Genomic DNA, 16,193 nt, shown 5'->3' with positions numbered 1-16,193 from the left:
CAAAAAATACAGGAGAAGTAGAGCCCTATTATTTTCCTGATTCCTTTAAACAATTTTGAACGGCATTTTTTGAAAAGAATTATAAATTAAATTTTATAATCCAAAGGGCTATTGCTGTCAATGAATAAATAATATAAAAAAACAATAAAATTTAGAATAATGAATTTAAATGATTTAAAAAATGAGTGGATCGATGGGCTTACACAGCCACTAATGATTGCAGGACCATGTAGTGCGGAGAGTGAAGCTCAAATGCTTGAAACGGCCAGGAGAATTAAGGAATCCAATGCCAATGTATCCGTTTTCCGTGCCGGAATCTGGAAACCGCGTACCAAACCCAACGGTTTCGAAGGGGTAGGAGTGATCGGTTTGAACTGGCTGAAAAAAGTAAAAGAAGAATACGGTTTTAAAACAGCAACTGAGGTAGCCAATGCACACCACGTATTTGCAGCTTTAGAAGCAGACGTAGATGTTCTTTGGATCGGAGCGCGTTCTACAGTGAATCCATTTACGGTACAGGAAATTGCAATGGCTTTAAGAGGAACTGATAAACCGGTATTTGTGAAAAATCCTGTAAATCCGGATCTTGCTTTATGGATCGGAGCATTGGAAAGGCTTTTAGGACAGGACATTAAAAACCTGGGAGTTATTCACAGAGGATTTTCAACCTACCAGAAAACAAAATACAGAAACAATCCAAACTGGCAGATTGCCCTTGATTTCAAGAGCCAGTTTCCCAATATTCCAATGTTAATCGATCCTTCTCACATCTGCGGAAACAGAACAGGTCTTGCGGATATTACACAGGAGGCACTTAACGTAGGATACCAGGGAGCAATCATTGAATCTCACTGTAATCCTGATGAAGCATGGAGCGATGCTTCCCAGCAGATCACTCCTGAAGTTCTTGCAGATCTTATCGGAAATCTGAAAGTGAGAAGCTCTAATCTTGCCGGTTTTGAAGGAGAAATGGGAAGACACAGAACTTTAATCTCTGATCTTGATTTCCAGTTAATTGAACTTCTTTCTCAAAGGATGAAAATTTCTGAAAAGATCGGTAAGCTTAAAAAAGAAAATGACATCGCGATCTTCCAGCCTGAACGTTGGAAAGTAATTACAGAATATGCTACCCAAAAAGCAAAAGAAACAGGAATGTCTCAGGAGTTTATTGAAAAAGTATTCAAAGCGATTCACGAAGAATCTATTGAAGTTCAGAATAATATTATGATCGAGAGATAAATTGCGGATAATAGTAAGAGTAGTACAATTTTTACTAGATATTCAGTAAAAAAATAAATCAGGGCTTAGCCATCAGTATTTAGGAGATTGAAACATTGTGTTTTTGACCCTATTTTCTGAATGCTAAGCCCTAATTGCGTATATTTGCACCAGCATTATCTATGAAAGGAAAAATCATTAAATCTACAGGCAGTTGGTACCAGGTTTTGGAATTGGAAACACATAAAATTTTCGAGGCCAGAATCAGGGGGAAATTCAAATTAATAAAAACCAGACTTACCAATCCACTTGCTGTAGGAGATTTTGTTGAGTTTCAACTGGAACAGGATGATATTGCCTGGATCACGAAAATTGAACCCCGCTCTAATTATCTGATCAGAAAATCCGTAAATCTTTCCAAAGAAGCTCATATTATTGCTTCCAATATTGATTTGGCATGCTTTATCTTTACCCTGAAACATCCTGAAACGTCATTAGGTTTTCTGGACAGGTTCCTGGCATGCTGTGAAGCCTATAATATTACCCCGCTGATTCTTTTTAATAAGATCGATGTTTTACACGAAGAGGAAATTGAAATTGTAAAAGATATTGAATTCCTATATCAGGAGATAGGATATGATACCCTGGAAATTTCTTCCTATTCAAAATTAAATCTTGACCAGCTTCAGGAAATTCTTAAAGATAAAACTTCCGTATTCTTTGGCCACTCAGGTTGTGGAAAATCTACCTTAGTGAATGCTTTGCAGCCGGGATTGAATTTAAAAACTTCTGAAATTTCAGATACCCATCTGAAAGGAAAACACACAACAACTTTTGCCCAGATGCATTTCTGGGATTTTGGAGGAAACGTTATCGATACTCCCGGGGTTCGTGAATTTGCAATGATTGATATTGAAAAAGAAGAAGTACAGCATTACTTTCCTGAAATTTTCAAAAAGAGAGAAAAATGTAAATTTCACAACTGCCTTCACATCAATGAACCTAAATGTGCTGTTATCGATGCTCTTGAAACAGGAGAAATTCAGCATTCGCGCTATGCTACTTACATTAAATTGATGGACGAGGCAGAAGAAGCGTCTCAGAAATAATCAATACAATCTTTATGTAACAGGACAAATTTTGTTAGAAATAATATAGAGACTATCATTGGATGGTCTCTTTTTTCTGTTTTAAACTATTTTGTCGAAAGTGTTAAAGAATAATATTTACTGTTATTATTTTTTTTAAAGATCAATTTAATGTATTCTGGATGTTTTATTTCTTGTAATTATTTTTTTTAATTTTAAATGAAAAAAATATTCGTTTTTAAATAACTCTACTTTTCAACTTTACAATTTTGGCAGATAACTCCACTTTTGTCATATTTCTGACCACCATGAGATTGGATTTTCAAAAAATAAAATTATTTCACCAATTGAAATAAAATGGAGAAAATCATTAAATATAATCCGATATTCATTAAAAAATTATATAATTGATAAAAAATACCGCCATTTTTTACAAATAAAAAACCCAGCCGAAGCTGGGTAAAAACTAATAACCATGAAAACTCAAATTAAACATGAGAATCGCAATAGAATAAACAATTACTGTGCCAAAGTTTATCTTATAATTTCTTAATAAAAGTTATTTTTATGTTAAAAAAAAATTAAAATAAAAATCAAAGATATTTTTTGTAATTTTGCGCCATTAAAAAAATATACATTTATGTCTAACATTACATTCACTATGATTAAGCCTGATGCAGTTGCTGACGGACATATCGGTGCTATATTGGGTAAGATTGCTGAAGGAGGTTTTAAGATCAAGGCTTTAAAATTAACTCAGCTTACAGTTGCTGATGCAAAAAAATTCTATGAAGTACATGCTGAGAGACCATTTTATGGAGAATTGGTAGAATTCATGAGCTCTGGTCCTATCGTTGCAGCAGTTTTAGAAAAAGACAATGCAGTTGAAGACTTCAGAACATTAATCGGTTCTACTAACCCTGCAGAAGCTGCAGAAGGTACAATCAGAAAAATGTTTGCAAGAAGCATCGGAGAAAATGCTGTTCACGGTTCAGATTCTGACGAGAATGCATTAATCGAAGCTCAATTCCATTTTTCAGGAAGAGAGATTTTCTAAGAAAATCATCTTACAAAATAAAAAATCCGGAGAATTTTCTCCGGATTTTGTTTTTACAGGGATCTTTAAAGATTATTTTCAATAGCTCCCACTTTTTCTCTGTATAGCTCAACAGGTTTATTAAGCAAAACCGCGATCACCGTCAGTTGTTGATCCAGTCTTTCTTTAGGGATATCAATATAAATAATTCCCGGTCTGTCACTCCAGTACAGTTTATTATAAATCGTATGAGGAAGAATAGTGCCTTCACCCACAACTCTTATTCTGGCAATCTCGTTTTTTATCCCTTTCAGAGCAATAGGTCCTGTAGGAACTCCTTCCACAAAAAGATATAGAGTCTGTTTGTCTTTTGATAAAGCGCTCATTCCTGGGTAGTGACCAGCCGGAAGGCCTTTTCCTGTTTCAAATAAAGCTTCGGCATGCTTGCTTATCCATTCTATGGTTTCCGGATTTGTTTTAGACGTTTTGTTTATTTTCATGTCAAGGCCATCTTGAGTAAGGCCTTCATGGGTAACTAAATTCTGATCATAGTTTAAAGCATTGGCGATATCATAGACGGCTTCCTGGGTATTTTTGCTTTCCAGTATTTCGGGGAGAGAATGTTTTTCCTTCTTAAAATCGTTCAAAAATGCAGGAGGAGTGTCAAAAGTAAGTTCTGCCACCGTGACATCCTTGTCAAATTTTACTTTGGAGAAATTCAAATTCAGTGTTTTCTCAGCATTATAATCCATTGTAACAACAGCAGATGGATCTCCAATGATTTTTACAGAAAGGGGTTTTGTTGCAAGTCCATAGATTTTTGTAAGTTTTTTAGCTTCTTCAAGATAAAGAAACAAAGATTTTTTCGAGGTTGAAAACGCTGATTTTCCTTTATAGTTGTCAAAAGAAATTCCGCGGGTTGTTTCATAGATGGCATATTCATTTTTGGATGTCCATCTGCCCAGGTTTTTCAGAATTTCAATTTGCTCTTCCGGAATGCTGCCGTCTGATTTCGGACCGATATCAAGCAAAAGATTTCCTCCCATGCTGATCACGTCTGCCAAAGTCCTTACAATCATATTGGGTGTCTTATAACTTTTGTCAAAAGGCTGATACCCCCAGGAATCATTCATGGTATAACAAAGCTCCCAATATTGATTTTGAGGCGGAACTACCGGAATGCCCTGCTCGGGAGTGTCGTAATCTCCATGATTATTGAGTCTTGAGTTAATAATGATATTGGAATTGTATTTCCTGAGTAAATCCAGGGTTTGAGAAGCTTTCCATTCCTCGGAAGTGTGTTCCCAGTCTCCATCAAACCAAAGGAGGTCTGGAGAATATTGGGCAGATAACTCATTAAGCTGACCCTGATAATAGCTGATAAAATTCTGCCAGCGCTTTGGATCATTTTTAAGTTCATAGCGTTTTTTTGTCCGGGTATTGATGTCATAATACGGATGGCTCCAATCCGGCAAAGAGAAATAAAGTCCAGTTTTTAATCCAGACTTTTTCATTGCTGAAACAAAAGGAGTTAGCACATCTTTTTTAGCCAAAGAATTTTGAGGGATGGTAGTGGCCTTTTCTGCCTTTGAATTCCATAATGAAACACCGTCATGATGTTTTGTGGTAATGACCGCATATTTTGCTCCGGATTCCTTAATGAGGTTTACCCATTGCTCGGACTGGTATTTTGAAGCTGAAAAACCATTCAGCTGTTTCATATAGTTTTCGTGATTGATATAATTATTGAAGAATGACCATGATTCCGAGATTCCATTAACCGAATAGATTCCCCAATGAATAAAAATTCCCAGTTTGGCATTTTTAAACCATTCCATTTTTTTGCTGTTGTCAACTGCCTGAACCTGTGCGTCGATACTACTTACAGATAATATCAATCCAAGGAAGACAGCTTTAATCAGACTGCTTTTCATATATAGTTTTATTTTAACATTAAATATAGATAAAGAAAACATTATAGTGTAGAATAGTTTGTGATATTTAATGATAATTGTTGTTAAAACGTTTCTTATTATTGTATTTTTATAAATGGAACGTTTATTGTAAAATTATCTGAAAAAGAAATTATGAAAATTCCAGCAATATTAATGGCAAGTTTATTAGCGGTAAGTGTATCTGCGCAGACTACTAAACCAGAAACTAAAGCAAAAAAGCCTGTCAAAAAAATAAAGAAAGCCACTTCCGCGGACACCGTTGAAAAGAAAAAACCGGGAGCCCCTAAGCCGGTAGTTAAAAAAGATACCCTTGTACTCCACGAATATGGTTGTCCGGCCTGCGGAATGGGATAGAAGATGAGAAAGCCCATGTTAGGAGTATCAATGATGGCGGAAGCAGATTTTCTTTCTGCTGTTTTGCCATTGTTGCAGGATAATTCCATAGAAGTGATGGAATGGTCTTTTGATACGCTTTATCACACCAATGAGCCGGATTGGCTTCGGGATCTGTTGAATTTCTACGCAGAAAATAACCGTTTAATAGGGCATGGAGTATATTATTCTTTATTTGATGCAAGATGGACAGCAAGGCAGGAAGAATGGCTGAAAAAACTTAAAGAAGAAGTCAGCTTGCGGAAATACAATCATATTACGGAACATTTTGGCTTCATGAATACTGAAAATTTTCATCAGGGAGTACCTTTACCGGTATCTTTACATTCCAAAACTTTACAAATAGGAAAAGACAGGTTATACAGACTTCAGGAAGCTGTCAATATCCCTGTAGGCGTGGAAAATCTGGCATTCTCATTTTCCATTGATGATGTGAAAGAGCAAGGGGTTTTCCTTGACAAACTGATAGAAGATACTGATGGTTTTCTGATCCTCGATCTGCATAATATTTACTGCCAGTCCTGTAATTTTGAAGTTGGTCTTCAGGAAATAATAAACCAGTATCCACTTGATAAAATAAAAGAGATTCATCTTTCAGGCGGCAGCTGGCAGGAGAGCGCATATGGAAAGAAGCAAGTGAGGAGAGATACTCATGATGATGTTATTCCTGAAGAAATTCTCTCTGTTTTACCCTCGGTTCTTACCCAGTGTCCAAATCTGGAATACATTATTATTGAAAGATTGGGAAATACCTTGAAAACCGAAGAAGAAAGAAATGATTTTCTGGATGATTTTAATAAAGTCAGAACAATAATTGAAACTTCAGACCTGAAATTCAAAGAAAAAAAACGTTGGTGTAAAAAGGAAGTGAAACTTTTCGAAAAACCTTTGGAAGACCTGCTTTTGTATGAAGAACAGTCGGAACTCACAAGGCTTCTTTATGATAACGCAGATGTGAAGGCTGTTCAAGATGCGGACTTTCAGTATTTTAAAACACAACATTGGGACGCTGAAATGATTCTTACAGCACAGAATATCATTAAAAAATGGAATCCTTATTAATTCTATTCTCTCTGATAACCAAAATCAAAATATATGAAAATGACAACATTAGTATTGATCATTACCGCTGTCCTCACTGCTTTGATAGGAGGACTTTTCTATGCGTATTCATGCTCAGTTGTGCTCGGTCTGGGAAAACTTTCTGACACGGAATACCTCAAAGCTATGCAGAATATCAACAGGGAAATTCTGAACCCTGTATTCTTTATGAGTTTTATGGGAACGCTGGTTCTTCTTCCCTTATCTACATTTTTGCTCCGCGGACAGCAGCCTGTTTTTATTTTTCTTCTTCTTGCTACACTGGCTTATCTGATTGGAGTTTTTGGGGTAACGGTCGCCGGAAATGTTCCTATGAATGATACTTTGGATAAGTTTTATATCTCCGGTTCCACGACAGAAGCGATCAGACAGATGCGGGAAAATTTTGAAAACAGATGGAATTTTCTCAATAATATAAGAACTGTTTTTTCCGTGATTTCCATCCTTTTTGTAGTTTGCGCCTGTGTGTGGAATAAAGAATTATAATGGATTAAGTGAAAATACCTACTATTAAATTACGTATTTCTACCGATGTGTACGTCTGGTTTTATTCAGATCTTTGTGTTGTTAGCAAGATAGTTTTAAACATTTTCAAATAAGTTGAAAAAAAGATTATAACCAAGACGACTTAAATTTCCAAACAAGAGAAAAGAGGCTGTCTCAAAAGTACCCCCTCTCTCGGACTCCTGCCTGACAACTTTTGTCATTTAGGAAATTCTCAGAGCGTTAATTTACCTTTTGAGACAGCCTCTTTTGTTTTATCATGAAGATGCTTCTTTTAGATTTTTAAAAGCTCGATTGTTCTTTCCGGACTTTCCGCTGAGAAAACAGCATTTCCAGCAACAAGAACATCGGCACCTGCTTCAAATAATTTGGAAGCGTTGTCAAGATTTACTCCTCCGTCTACCTCGATAAGTGCAGTTGAGTTGTTACTTAAGATCAGGTCCTTGGTTTCTGCAATCTTTTTGTAAGTATTTTCAATGAACTTCTGTCCTCCGAATCCCGGATTTACACTCATCAGCAATACAAGATCCACATCAGCAATAATATCTTCAAGCATCAATACCGGAGTAGAAGGATTTAAAACAACACCTGCCTTTGCTCCTTTGCTCTGAATATGATGAATGGTTCTGTGAAGATGGGTACATGCTTCATAATGTACAGAAACAAGATCAGCACCATGATTGATGAATTCATCAACATATTTTTCAGGTTCCACGATCATCAGGTGAACATCCACAAATTTTTTAGCATGCTGCTGAACGGTTTTCATCACCGGAAAACCAAAAGAAATGTTAGGAACAAATCTTCCGTCCATGACATCAATGTGGAACCAGTCGGCCTGAGAATTATTCAGCATTTCAATGTCTCTTTGCAGATTCCCAAAGTCTGCTGATAAAAGGGATGGAGCAATAAGCTTCGTTTTCATTTTTACTTTTTATACTTTTTATTTAGATATAAGATGCTAGATCTCAGATTTCAGATCTTTAAAGAGCAGAAGTAGGTGTATTTATTAGAGTCTGATATCTGCTGTCTCATATCTGAAATCTCAATTAATGATACTTCAGTTTCATTTCCGGCTTAATCTTAAGAACTGTTTCATAGATAAGTTTGATGACATTACCTACATCTTCTTTAGATACCATTTCTACCGTAGTATGCATATAACGCAAAGGTAAGGAAATTAAAGCACTTGGTACTCCGCCGTTGGAATGGGCGAAGGCATCTGTATCTGTTCCGGTAGCTCTGCTGGCGGCAGCTCTCTGGAAAGGTATTTTCTTGGTTTTTGCAGTATCAATAATCAGTTCTCTGATAGTATGATGAACGCTTGGAGCGAAGAATACTACTGGTCCGGCACCACATTTCTGATCTCCTTCTTTTTTCTTTTCAATCATCGGAGTGGTTGTGTCGTGGGTAACATCCGTTACAATGGCAATATTCGGTTTGATGGTGTCAGCAATCATGTCTGCTCCGTATAAACCTACTTCTTCCTGTACAGAATTGGTAATATAAAGTCCGAACGGAATTGATTTCTTATTTTCTTTTAAAAGTCTGGCTACTTCAGCAATCATAAAACCGCCGATTCTGTTGTCCAGAGCTCTGCAGACAAAATATCTGTCGTTCATTTCAAAGAATTCATCCGGATAGGTGATCATACATCCTACAAAGATTCCCATTTCTTCCACCTCTTTTTTAGAAGTAGCACCACAGTCGATAAAAATATTTTCAATTTTAGGAGTAGGCTCATTCTGGTTGGTTCTGGTATGAATAGCCGGCCATCCGAATACTCCTTTTACAATTCCGTTTTCACCATGGATGTGGACAACTTTTGAAGGAGCTATCGTCTGATCAGAACCTCCGTTTCTGATGACGTAAATTAATCCGTCATCTGTAATATAATTGACGTACCATGATATCTCATCAGCGTGTGCTTCAATCACTACTTTAAATTCAGCTTCCGGATTGATGATTCCATAGCAGGTTCCATAATGATCTACTTCAATTTTATCCACGTAAGGTCTGATGTAGTCCATCCAGACTTCCTGCCCTTTATGTTCGTAACCTGTTGGAGATGATGTGTTTAAATATTTCTCTAAAAATTTCAAAGATTTCTTTTCAAATTTCATAAAAAGGAATGATTTTTGCGTTTAATTTTTCTTCTTATAAGTGTAAAAATAATGAATTTTAGTAAGATTATCTGCCTTTTTATTTTCTTTTTTGGAGTCAGTGTTTTTGGTCAGAAAGATGGTATAGTGGCAAAACCACTCAATCAGTATCCGCCTGAATCTCTGAAAGTGGATGAATTTGGCAATAAGTATTATTATGACGAACAGCAGAAGATTAAGGTGTATGAAATCAATGGGGAGCCTGTAGTTGTATTGGATGAGTTGGTTTTAGTGAATAAACCGAGATTTAATAATCAGCTGGATAAGAATTACTATTATTTTCTGAATAAAAAGCTGTACAGGGTGTATCCGTTGTTTGTGACTGCATTGCAGCAGTACAGAGATATCCAGAAAGATATGAACGATCTGGACAGCAAAGCCAAAAGAAAATTTGTAAGAGAAAGGCAGAATATACTGGCTGACCAATATGAAAAGCAATTGAGAGATCTTACGACTACCGAAGGACAGGTTTTTGCAAAACTGATGAACAGGGCAACCGGAAAAAATGTATTTGAGATTATCAAAGAATTAAGAGGCGGATGGAGTGCCTTCTGGTGGAATGTAAAAGGAAAAATGGCTGATATTGATCTGAAAGAACGCTATGATCCCCACACCAACAGAAGTGATGAATTCATAGAGTCTTTATTGCAGTCCAACTGGAACTCTGGTTATCTGCAGCCTTATCCCGGAGCCAATGATTTTAAAGTAAAGAAATAATATAAATTCCTGTAAGAATGCTTACAGGAATTTTTCTTTTAATTTATCAAATACAATTTTATCTATGGGAAGAGGAAAAGGATTGTCCGGTCTGTCGATATCAATCCATTCTGTTTTTTCGATACAGGGATCCAGAATAATAAAGTCTTCCTCGTTAACGATATCTACTATATAATATATGGTAAGAAGTTGTTCGTTTTCTCTGAAACGCGATACCAGAAAATTTTCCTGAGTATAGAAATGTTCTAGCACATTGATTTTTACATTCAATTCTTCATCAAACTCGCGGTGCAGACATTCAAGAACTCCTTCACCGTATTCCAGTCCGCCGCCCGGAAATTTCATTAAAGGTTCGCCGGCATATTCTTCAAATAAGGTCAGAACTTGTTTATCTTTTACCGCACAGGCATACACTCTAATGTTGATCTTGTCTATCATATATATAATGTATAATATTTTGTATAGCTAATGTAAGGAATTTTGTTGGAAAAGCCGGAAGTTGGAAGCGTGAAGCTGGAAGTTTAATACCATCTAATAATATTGAATCATATTATATTGATTATTATTTTAAAATAAAAAATCAAATTAATTAAGCTCCCGGCTGTAAACATCCGGCTTCCTTCTACAACTTAATTGCATTAATCATCTCTCTTTTTCCCGGAGGTCCTTGTTTTTTCTCCACCTGGAAATTCAGTTCCTGAAGAATTCTTCTTACGCTGCCTTTAGAAGAGTAGGTGGTTAATAATCCGTTAATGGCCATTTTGTCAGCTACGAGTTCAAACAATGGCTTTTCCCAAAGGTCTGGCTGTACTCTGGCTCCAAAACAGTCGAAATAGACGAGGTTGATTTTTGGCAGATCAATGTCTTTCAGGTCGAAAAAATCACATTCTATCTTTTTTAAATTGAATCCACTAATAATTTCTACTGACTTTTCCCAATCTGCCAGATGAATTTTCTGATAAATATTTTTAAACTCTGGGTTATCGAAAAGTTCAAAGTAAGCCAAATCCTTAACTTCGGATTCATTTATGGGGTATTTTTCGAGCGAAAAATAATTGATGACATGATTTTTGTCAGTTTTTAAATATTCATTAATTGTTACCAAAACATTCAAACCTGTTCCAAAACCGAGTTCTAAAATATTAATTTCGCAATCATTTGTTAAATTCAGTCCATTTTTGATAAACACGTGTTCGGCTTCCTGTAAGGCTCCGTGATGAGAATGGTAGTTTTCATTTAAATCATTGATAAACAATGTTTTACTTCCGTCGTTTGTGGTCTTAATCTCTCTTTTCAAGCTAATTTTTTGTCAAATTTACTCTAAAATTTTTATATTTAGAAAATTATGTTAAATTTGTAGAACATCGTAAAAATTTTAAAAAATGATAATTCAAAAAACTGAAAACTCCAGAATTTCTACATTTGACCCTAACAATTTTTCATTTGGTAGTACTTTCATCGATCATATGATCATTTGTGAGTATGAAAACGGAAAATGGGGTGATGTAAAATTAGTTCCTTACGGTCCGATTCCATTTACGCCTGCCATGATGGGAGTAAACTACGGACAAGCTTGTTTTGAAGGTATGAAAGCCTATAAAGACAAAGACGGGCAGGTTTTCCTTTTCAGGCCTGAAAAGAATTTTGAACGTATCAACAAGTCAGCGAAACGTCTTGCTATGCCGGAAGTGACTGAAGAAATGTTTTTAGACGGATTGAAAGCTTTGGTAGATATTGACAGAGAGTGGATTCCACAGGGGGAAGGAATGTCGCTTTATATCAGACCTTTGATTTTTGCTACAGAGGAAGCTTTGAAAGCAAGAGTTGCTAATAAATATATGTTTGCCATTGTTGCAACACCGGCACAGAGTTATTATTCAGAACCGGTATCTGTAAAAATCTCTGATCATTATTCAAGAGCTGCAAACGGAGGGGTAGGTTCTGCAAAGGCTGCAGGTAACTATGCGGCTTCTTTCTATCCAACACAGTTGGCTATTGAAGAAGGGTATGAGCAAATCATCTGGACGGATGATGCTACACACGAATATTTCGAAGAGAGTGGTACAATGAACGTGTTTGTTAGAATCAACGATACGATCTATACGCCGCCAACATCTGAGAAAATCCTTGACGGAGTAACGAGAGACAGCTTCATTCAGTTAGCGAAGAAAAGAGGTATCGAAGTGAAAATTGAACCGATTGCGGTAAAAACTGTAATCGAAGCTTTAAAGAACGGTGAACTTAAAGAAGTTTGGGGTGTAGGTACAGCAGTAGTAACCACTCAATTCCAGGCTTTAGGATATCAGGGAGAAAAACTTGCGCTTCCGAGATTATCTGATGAAGAAAGCTATGCGGCTATCCTTAAGAAAGATCTGGTAGACTTACAAACCAATTTGTCTGAAGATCCGTTTGGATGGAGAGTGATGGTAGATCACGTATTGGAAACAGTATAATACTATTGATATAACGATATGAAAGCCGGGTTTTTCCCGGCTTTTTCGTACCTGTGTATTCACGTAAAATGCACGAAGACTTTTTGGCTGGGATCAATGCGTTACAACATTCACATATTTCTGTGTCAAGTTTTGTAATTGATTCGCGAAATGTGTATTTTCGCAAAAGTTTATGAAAAAAATACTCTTCATATCAGCCATAAGCCTGTTGAGCTGCAACAGAAATACACAGACGGTACATCCCCCTGTAGGCGGGGTATTGAGCCAGAAAGATCTGGATGTTTCTAAAAACAGGATGAAAAATTTAAATGGTATAGAACGTGGCCAGATTCAGGACTGGATCAGTGGCCAGTCTGTAAAATATTATCCTACGCAGCTTAATTATTGGGTAACCGTGGAAGGCTATGATCAGAGAGAAAGAAGGAAAGATGAAACAACCATTTCCTATTCTTATGATCTGTATGATTTTGACCAGACTAAAATCTATGATCAGCCTTTTGAGAGAAGAGATGCCAGATTCGGACACTTTGATGAACTGAGAGCAGTGGAGAACGCTTTGCGTTTTATACATGATGGAGAGGAAGTAACACTTTTGGTACCGTCTTCTTTGGCCTACGGAACTTACGGAGACGAAAAGAAAATAGACAACGACATTCCATTAATCATAAAATTAAAAGCTTTATAAATACATGAAATTGTTTAACAAGAATATAATTCTGGCAGCGGCAAGTATTTCGCTGATGAGTTGTACCCCAATTTATAAAAAAATGAACGTAGACAAAGAAACTTACGAAGGTCTTAATGACGGACTTTATGCCAATCTTCAAACTACAAAAGGTAACTTAATTGTAAAATTTGAAGACAAGAAAGCACCAGTAACTGTAGCCAACTTTATCGGTCTTGCAGAAGGGAAAATCGATAACAAAGCTAAGGCTAAAGGAGTTCCTTACTATGACGGAACTATTTTCCACAGAGTAATCAAAGATTTCATGATCCAGGGAGGAGATCCTCAGGGAACAGGAATGGGAGATCCTGGGTATAAATTCGAAGACGAAAGAAACGACCTTAAACACACAGGGAAAGGTATTCTTTCTATGGCTAACTCTGGACCAAACACCAACGGTTCTCAGTTCTTCATCACTGAAGTGGCTACACCTTGGTTAGACGGAAGACACACGATCTTCGGAAAAGTGGTAAAAGGAAATGAGGTAATTGATGCGATTGCTAACGTTGAAAAAGGAGCTCAGGACAAACCTAAAACAGATATCGTTTTAGAAAAAGTTTCTGTTTTCAGCAAAGGTGACGAATACAAGCACTACGATGCGGCTAAAACTTTCAATGAAGGAAAGGCTAAAATAGCAGAAAACAATAAAGCTTTCATCGCTAAAGAAGAAGCTGAAAAGAAAAAAAGAGAAGAAGAATTCAAAGCTAACCAGGAGAAATTGGTTGAAAACCTGAAAGCTGGTATGCAAAAAACAGAATCAGGTCTTTACTATAAAATTACAAAAACAGCAGACGGTAAAGCGCCAAAAGCTGGTGATAATGTATCTGTACACTATGCAGGTAAACTGGTAGACGGAACTGAATTCGATTCTTCATTCAAGAGAAATGAGCCTATCGAAATTCCAATCGGAATGGGAAGAGTGATCAAAGGATGGGATGAAGGTATCCTGTTATTAAAAGAAGGTGAAACTGCTACATTATTGATCCCGCCTGCAATGGCTTACGGAGAGAGAGGAGCAGGAGGAGTGATCCCGCCAAACTCATGGTTGGTTTTCGATGTTGAGCTTGTAAAAGTAAAATAATTGAATCTTCACAATAGTATCAAAGCCGTCCGTAAGGATGGCTTTTTTTATTCTGCACAGAGATATTCTGTAACGATCTGTGTAAATGATACGACCCATTTACCATCCGGAAAGGCTAAATGTTTTTCTGATACGAAATCATCTTAAACTTATAATAACCCAGATAATGAAAACCAAATCACTTCTGTTTCTGTTCGTTCTGCTGTCTTTTATGGGGTTTTCCCAGAGTGGGGCAAGTCCTGACGATGCAGCAATAAAAAAATCACTCACCTATTTTGTCAACAGTATTCAAGCTAAACAAATGGATCAGGCAGTAAACGGCATATACCCAAAATTCTTTACCATAGTGTCAAAAGAGCAGATGACACAGATTTTGAATATGACTTACAATAATCCATTTATGAAAATTGAAGTAGAAGATCTGAAGTTTGGAAATATTGAAAAACCTGAGCTCATAACCGGCGAGTATTTTTCTGTTACCCCTTATTTTTTGAAACTGAAATGTAATGTCAGTTCATTGAATGATGATATGAAAAAGAGAATGAACGGTGCTTTGACAGCCAAATACGGAGCAAATAATGTGAAATATGTCGCCAGCGAAGGCTCATATCTCATCAACGCCGCTATGAAAGCCTGTGCGGTTTCAAAAGATAAAAAGGCATGGAAATTTGTTATTCTTGAAAAAGAATATAAAAAAGAACTGGTGAAGATCTTGCCGAAGAAAATTCTGGATAAGTTTTAAAGTGGTAAGTTTTAACTTTTATATTAAAAAAACATAGAAATACAGATTTTAGTAAGGCTTTATTACTTCTGTCTTATAACGTAATAAAAGAATATGTTTAACCTGAATTACGACCAGATAAAGTTCATAAAAAATCCGAAGAAACTCAATATTTCTCCGGATTTTTTATTGTCTGACTATTTATGTCGACTTATTTTAAAACGACTCATGTGTTTATAATAAAGTGTACAACTAATTTATTACAGTTTGTTTGCAAAAAGTTCTATAATGGTGTATAGATAATATGCATAAATGCAGTACCTTGTGTATAACTACCTGGTCCCCCTGATCTTGTTTCACAGTAAATTACTTCTCCCGCATTAAGTAACTTTACGTAAGTGCCTCCCGATGAAACGACTGCTCCTGATAGTTTAGTTCCTGCATAGATCCACGTTGTAGAGCCTGCGTGAATGTATAAACTGTGGGTATTATTAGTATTTGTATTTTCAAGTTTTACACCTGCTGTAATCTCATATATTCCTGTTTTAGCAACGGTATACGAATTAGTAGATGAATTCCAGGTGCCATTGTTTGGATCATTGATATTAACTGAGCTTAATACGACTGTATTGCTGGCTCCATTCCCCGGCAGGTAAGTAGAAATTGATGATCTCTGTTCTGCATTAAAAATATTATTGGGAATCTTTAATGATTTGATAAAATTCGTGGAATTGATTTGTGTAATAGCACCTCCGGCATCAGATAGTACGATTCCTGAATTAAGAGCAGTATTGACATAATCTATCTTGCGGATTCTTACATTCCCATTCACATCCAGTGTGCGATCAGGGTTACTGTGATTAATCCCTACATTTCCGGTTGAAGTTATTGTTACTTTAGGCGTGTTGTTGGTTGTCAGATTAAGATTATTGGCGGTTGTCGTTCCTACGTAGGCAGCTCCTCCTCCAATGTAGGTTTTCAGATTGATGGTTCCATTACTGTGGTTGATCCCGAAACTATTATCGGGTGTTTGTACAGTC

16 protein-coding genes and 1 pseudogene are annotated in these 16,193 nt (G+C 36.4%); 11 read left to right on the top strand and 6 right to left on the bottom strand.

What is annotated here, in order from left to right; all coding sequences use genetic code 11:
* The first annotated feature begins 159 nt into the window (after positions 1 to 159).
* The 3 genes from AC5YGI_RS18815 (at position 160) to AC5YGI_RS18805 (ending at position 3,363) form a co-directional block, all read left to right on the top strand.
* A complete protein-coding gene (locus tag AC5YGI_RS18815; protein WP_047431451.1) occupies positions 160 to 1,239 on the top strand; it encodes a chorismate mutase in 1,080 nt (359 codons plus the stop codon).
* Positions 1,240 to 1,400: 161 nt separating this feature from the next.
* Positions 1,401 to 2,327 carry a ribosome small subunit-dependent GTPase A gene (gene rsgA, locus AC5YGI_RS18810; protein ID WP_496169246.1) on the top strand — a complete coding sequence of 309 codons (927 nt, stop codon included), beginning with the start codon at positions 1,401 to 1,403 and terminating at the stop codon, positions 2,325 to 2,327.
* Positions 2,328 to 2,946: 619 nt separating this feature from the next.
* Positions 2,947 to 3,363 carry a nucleoside-diphosphate kinase gene (locus tag AC5YGI_RS18805; RefSeq protein WP_034722935.1) on the top strand — a complete coding sequence of 139 codons (417 nt, stop codon included), beginning with the start codon at positions 2,947 to 2,949 and terminating at the stop codon, positions 3,361 to 3,363.
* Positions 3,364 to 3,428: 65 nt separating this feature from the next.
* On the opposite strand, the gene AC5YGI_RS18800 is transcribed toward AC5YGI_RS18805, so the two are convergent.
* Positions 3,429 to 5,276, bottom strand: a complete 1,848-nt coding sequence (locus AC5YGI_RS18800; protein WP_496169245.1) for an alpha-L-fucosidase — start codon at positions 5,274 to 5,276, stop codon at positions 3,429 to 3,431.
* A gap of 153 nt (positions 5,277 to 5,429) precedes the next feature.
* Here AC5YGI_RS18800 and chrA point away from each other — a divergent pair, with 153 nt between their 5' ends.
* From chrA to chrI, 3 genes are read left to right on the top strand one after another with little or no spacing between them, the layout of a single operon-like run.
* Entirely contained in the window at positions 5,430 to 5,651 is a 222-nt protein-coding gene (gene chrA, locus AC5YGI_RS18795) for an MNIO class RiPP chryseobasin precursor ChrA (RefSeq protein WP_496169244.1), read from the top strand.
* Between the two features lie 3 nt (positions 5,652 to 5,654).
* Complete coding sequence (gene chrH / locus AC5YGI_RS18790) at positions 5,655 to 6,752, top strand: MNIO family chryseobactin maturase (RefSeq protein ID WP_496169243.1); 1,098 nt, start codon at positions 5,655 to 5,657, stop codon at positions 6,750 to 6,752.
* 39 nt (positions 6,753 to 6,791) lie between these two features.
* Positions 6,792 to 7,277 (top strand): chryseobasin maturation helper ChrI, encoded by a 486-nt coding sequence (chrI, locus tag AC5YGI_RS18785; protein ID WP_496169241.1) that lies wholly within the window; start codon positions 6,792 to 6,794, stop codon positions 7,275 to 7,277.
* A 292-nt stretch (positions 7,278 to 7,569) separates the two neighbouring features.
* On the opposite strand, the gene rpe is transcribed toward chrI, so the two are convergent.
* Together rpe and chrP are read right to left on the bottom strand one after the other, a co-directional pair.
* The gene (gene rpe, locus AC5YGI_RS18780) at positions 7,570 to 8,220 is read right to left on the bottom strand and encodes a ribulose-phosphate 3-epimerase (protein ID WP_034698534.1); all 651 of its coding nucleotides are present in this window, start codon (positions 8,218 to 8,220) and stop codon (positions 7,570 to 7,572) included.
* Positions 8,221 to 8,344: 124 nt separating this feature from the next.
* Positions 8,345 to 9,418 carry a chryseobasin maturation metalloprotease ChrP gene (chrP, locus tag AC5YGI_RS18775; protein ID WP_062670358.1) on the bottom strand — a complete coding sequence of 358 codons (1,074 nt, stop codon included), beginning with the start codon at positions 9,416 to 9,418 and terminating at the stop codon, positions 8,345 to 8,347.
* A gap of 51 nt (positions 9,419 to 9,469) precedes the next feature.
* On the opposite strand from chrP, the gene AC5YGI_RS18770 reads away from it, so the two are divergent.
* The gene (locus AC5YGI_RS18770) at positions 9,470 to 10,174 is read left to right on the top strand and encodes a DUF4294 domain-containing protein (RefSeq protein WP_110011641.1); all 705 of its coding nucleotides are present in this window, start codon (positions 9,470 to 9,472) and stop codon (positions 10,172 to 10,174) included.
* A gap of 21 nt (positions 10,175 to 10,195) precedes the next feature.
* Here AC5YGI_RS18770 and AC5YGI_RS18765 read toward each other — a convergent pair whose 3' ends face one another.
* The gene (locus tag AC5YGI_RS18765) at positions 10,196 to 10,612 is read right to left on the bottom strand and encodes an NUDIX domain-containing protein (RefSeq protein ID WP_110011642.1); all 417 of its coding nucleotides are present in this window, start codon (positions 10,610 to 10,612) and stop codon (positions 10,196 to 10,198) included.
* Between the two features lie 184 nt (positions 10,613 to 10,796).
* Positions 10,797 to 11,471 carry a tRNA (5-methylaminomethyl-2-thiouridine)(34)-methyltransferase MnmC2 gene (gene mnmC2, locus AC5YGI_RS18760; RefSeq protein WP_496169238.1) on the bottom strand — a complete coding sequence of 225 codons (675 nt, stop codon included), beginning with the start codon at positions 11,469 to 11,471 and terminating at the stop codon, positions 10,797 to 10,799.
* 85 nt (positions 11,472 to 11,556) lie between these two features.
* Between mnmC2 and AC5YGI_RS18755 the strand changes: the two genes are divergently transcribed.
* From AC5YGI_RS18755 to AC5YGI_RS18740, 4 genes are all read left to right on the top strand, one after another.
* A complete protein-coding gene (locus AC5YGI_RS18755) occupies positions 11,557 to 12,627 on the top strand; it encodes a branched-chain amino acid aminotransferase (RefSeq protein WP_277694593.1) in 1,071 nt (356 codons plus the stop codon).
* A gap of 172 nt (positions 12,628 to 12,799) precedes the next feature.
* On the top strand, positions 12,800 to 13,312 hold the full coding sequence (locus tag AC5YGI_RS18750) for an FKBP-type peptidyl-prolyl cis-trans isomerase (protein WP_227941437.1): 513 nt from the start codon (positions 12,800 to 12,802) through the stop codon (positions 13,310 to 13,312).
* An 82-nt stretch (positions 13,313 to 13,394) separates the two neighbouring features.
* A complete protein-coding gene (locus tag AC5YGI_RS18745; RefSeq protein WP_228406592.1) occupies positions 13,395 to 14,432 on the top strand; it encodes a peptidylprolyl isomerase in 1,038 nt (345 codons plus the stop codon).
* A 166-nt stretch (positions 14,433 to 14,598) separates the two neighbouring features.
* The gene (locus tag AC5YGI_RS18740) at positions 14,599 to 15,174 is read left to right on the top strand and encodes a hypothetical protein (RefSeq protein WP_496169237.1); all 576 of its coding nucleotides are present in this window, start codon (positions 14,599 to 14,601) and stop codon (positions 15,172 to 15,174) included.
* Positions 15,175 to 15,436: 262 nt separating this feature from the next.
* On the opposite strand, the pseudogene AC5YGI_RS18735 reads toward AC5YGI_RS18740, so the two are convergent.
* Positions 15,437 to 16,193 (bottom strand): annotated as a pseudogene (locus tag AC5YGI_RS18735) (hypothetical protein); the annotation flags it as partial.

It is taken from the genome of Chryseobacterium sp. CS3K3.1, assembly GCF_059515165.1.
This window is presented reverse-complemented; position numbering and strand designations above follow the sequence as displayed.

Bases quoted from the DNA above. Each gene is read 5' to 3' on its own strand.
- AC5YGI_RS18740 (WP_496169237.1), top strand. From the start codon at position 14,599: ATGAAAACCAAATCACTTCTGTTTCTGTTCGTTCTGCTGTCTTTTATG.
- AC5YGI_RS18800 (WP_496169245.1), bottom strand. From the start codon at position 5,276: ATGAAAAGCAGTCTGATTAAAGCTGTCTTCCTTGGATTGATATTATCT.
- AC5YGI_RS18755 (WP_277694593.1), top strand. From the start codon at position 11,557: ATGATAATTCAAAAAACTGAAAACTCCAGAATTTCTACATTTGACCCT.
- chrA (WP_496169244.1), top strand. From the start codon at position 5,430: ATGAAAATTCCAGCAATATTAATGGCAAGTTTATTAGCGGTAAGTGTA.
- AC5YGI_RS18745 (WP_228406592.1), top strand. From the start codon at position 13,395: ATGAACGTAGACAAAGAAACTTACGAAGGTCTTAATGACGGACTTTAT.
- AC5YGI_RS18805 (WP_034722935.1), top strand. From the start codon at position 2,947: ATGTCTAACATTACATTCACTATGATTAAGCCTGATGCAGTTGCTGAC.
- AC5YGI_RS18770 (WP_110011641.1), top strand. From the start codon at position 9,470: ATGAATTTTAGTAAGATTATCTGCCTTTTTATTTTCTTTTTTGGAGTC.
- AC5YGI_RS18765 (WP_110011642.1), bottom strand. From the start codon at position 10,612: ATGATAGACAAGATCAACATTAGAGTGTATGCCTGTGCGGTAAAAGAT.
- AC5YGI_RS18750 (WP_227941437.1), top strand. From the start codon at position 12,800: ATGAAAAAAATACTCTTCATATCAGCCATAAGCCTGTTGAGCTGCAAC.
- chrP (WP_062670358.1), bottom strand. From the start codon at position 9,418: ATGAAATTTGAAAAGAAATCTTTGAAATTTTTAGAGAAATATTTAAAC.
- chrI (WP_496169241.1), top strand. From the start codon at position 6,792: ATGACAACATTAGTATTGATCATTACCGCTGTCCTCACTGCTTTGATA.
- rsgA (WP_496169246.1), top strand. From the start codon at position 1,401: ATGAAAGGAAAAATCATTAAATCTACAGGCAGTTGGTACCAGGTTTTG.
- rpe (WP_034698534.1), bottom strand. From the start codon at position 8,220: ATGAAAACGAAGCTTATTGCTCCATCCCTTTTATCAGCAGACTTTGGG.
- AC5YGI_RS18815 (WP_047431451.1), top strand. From the start codon at position 160: ATGAATTTAAATGATTTAAAAAATGAGTGGATCGATGGGCTTACACAG.
- chrH (WP_496169243.1), top strand. From the start codon at position 5,655: ATGAGAAAGCCCATGTTAGGAGTATCAATGATGGCGGAAGCAGATTTT.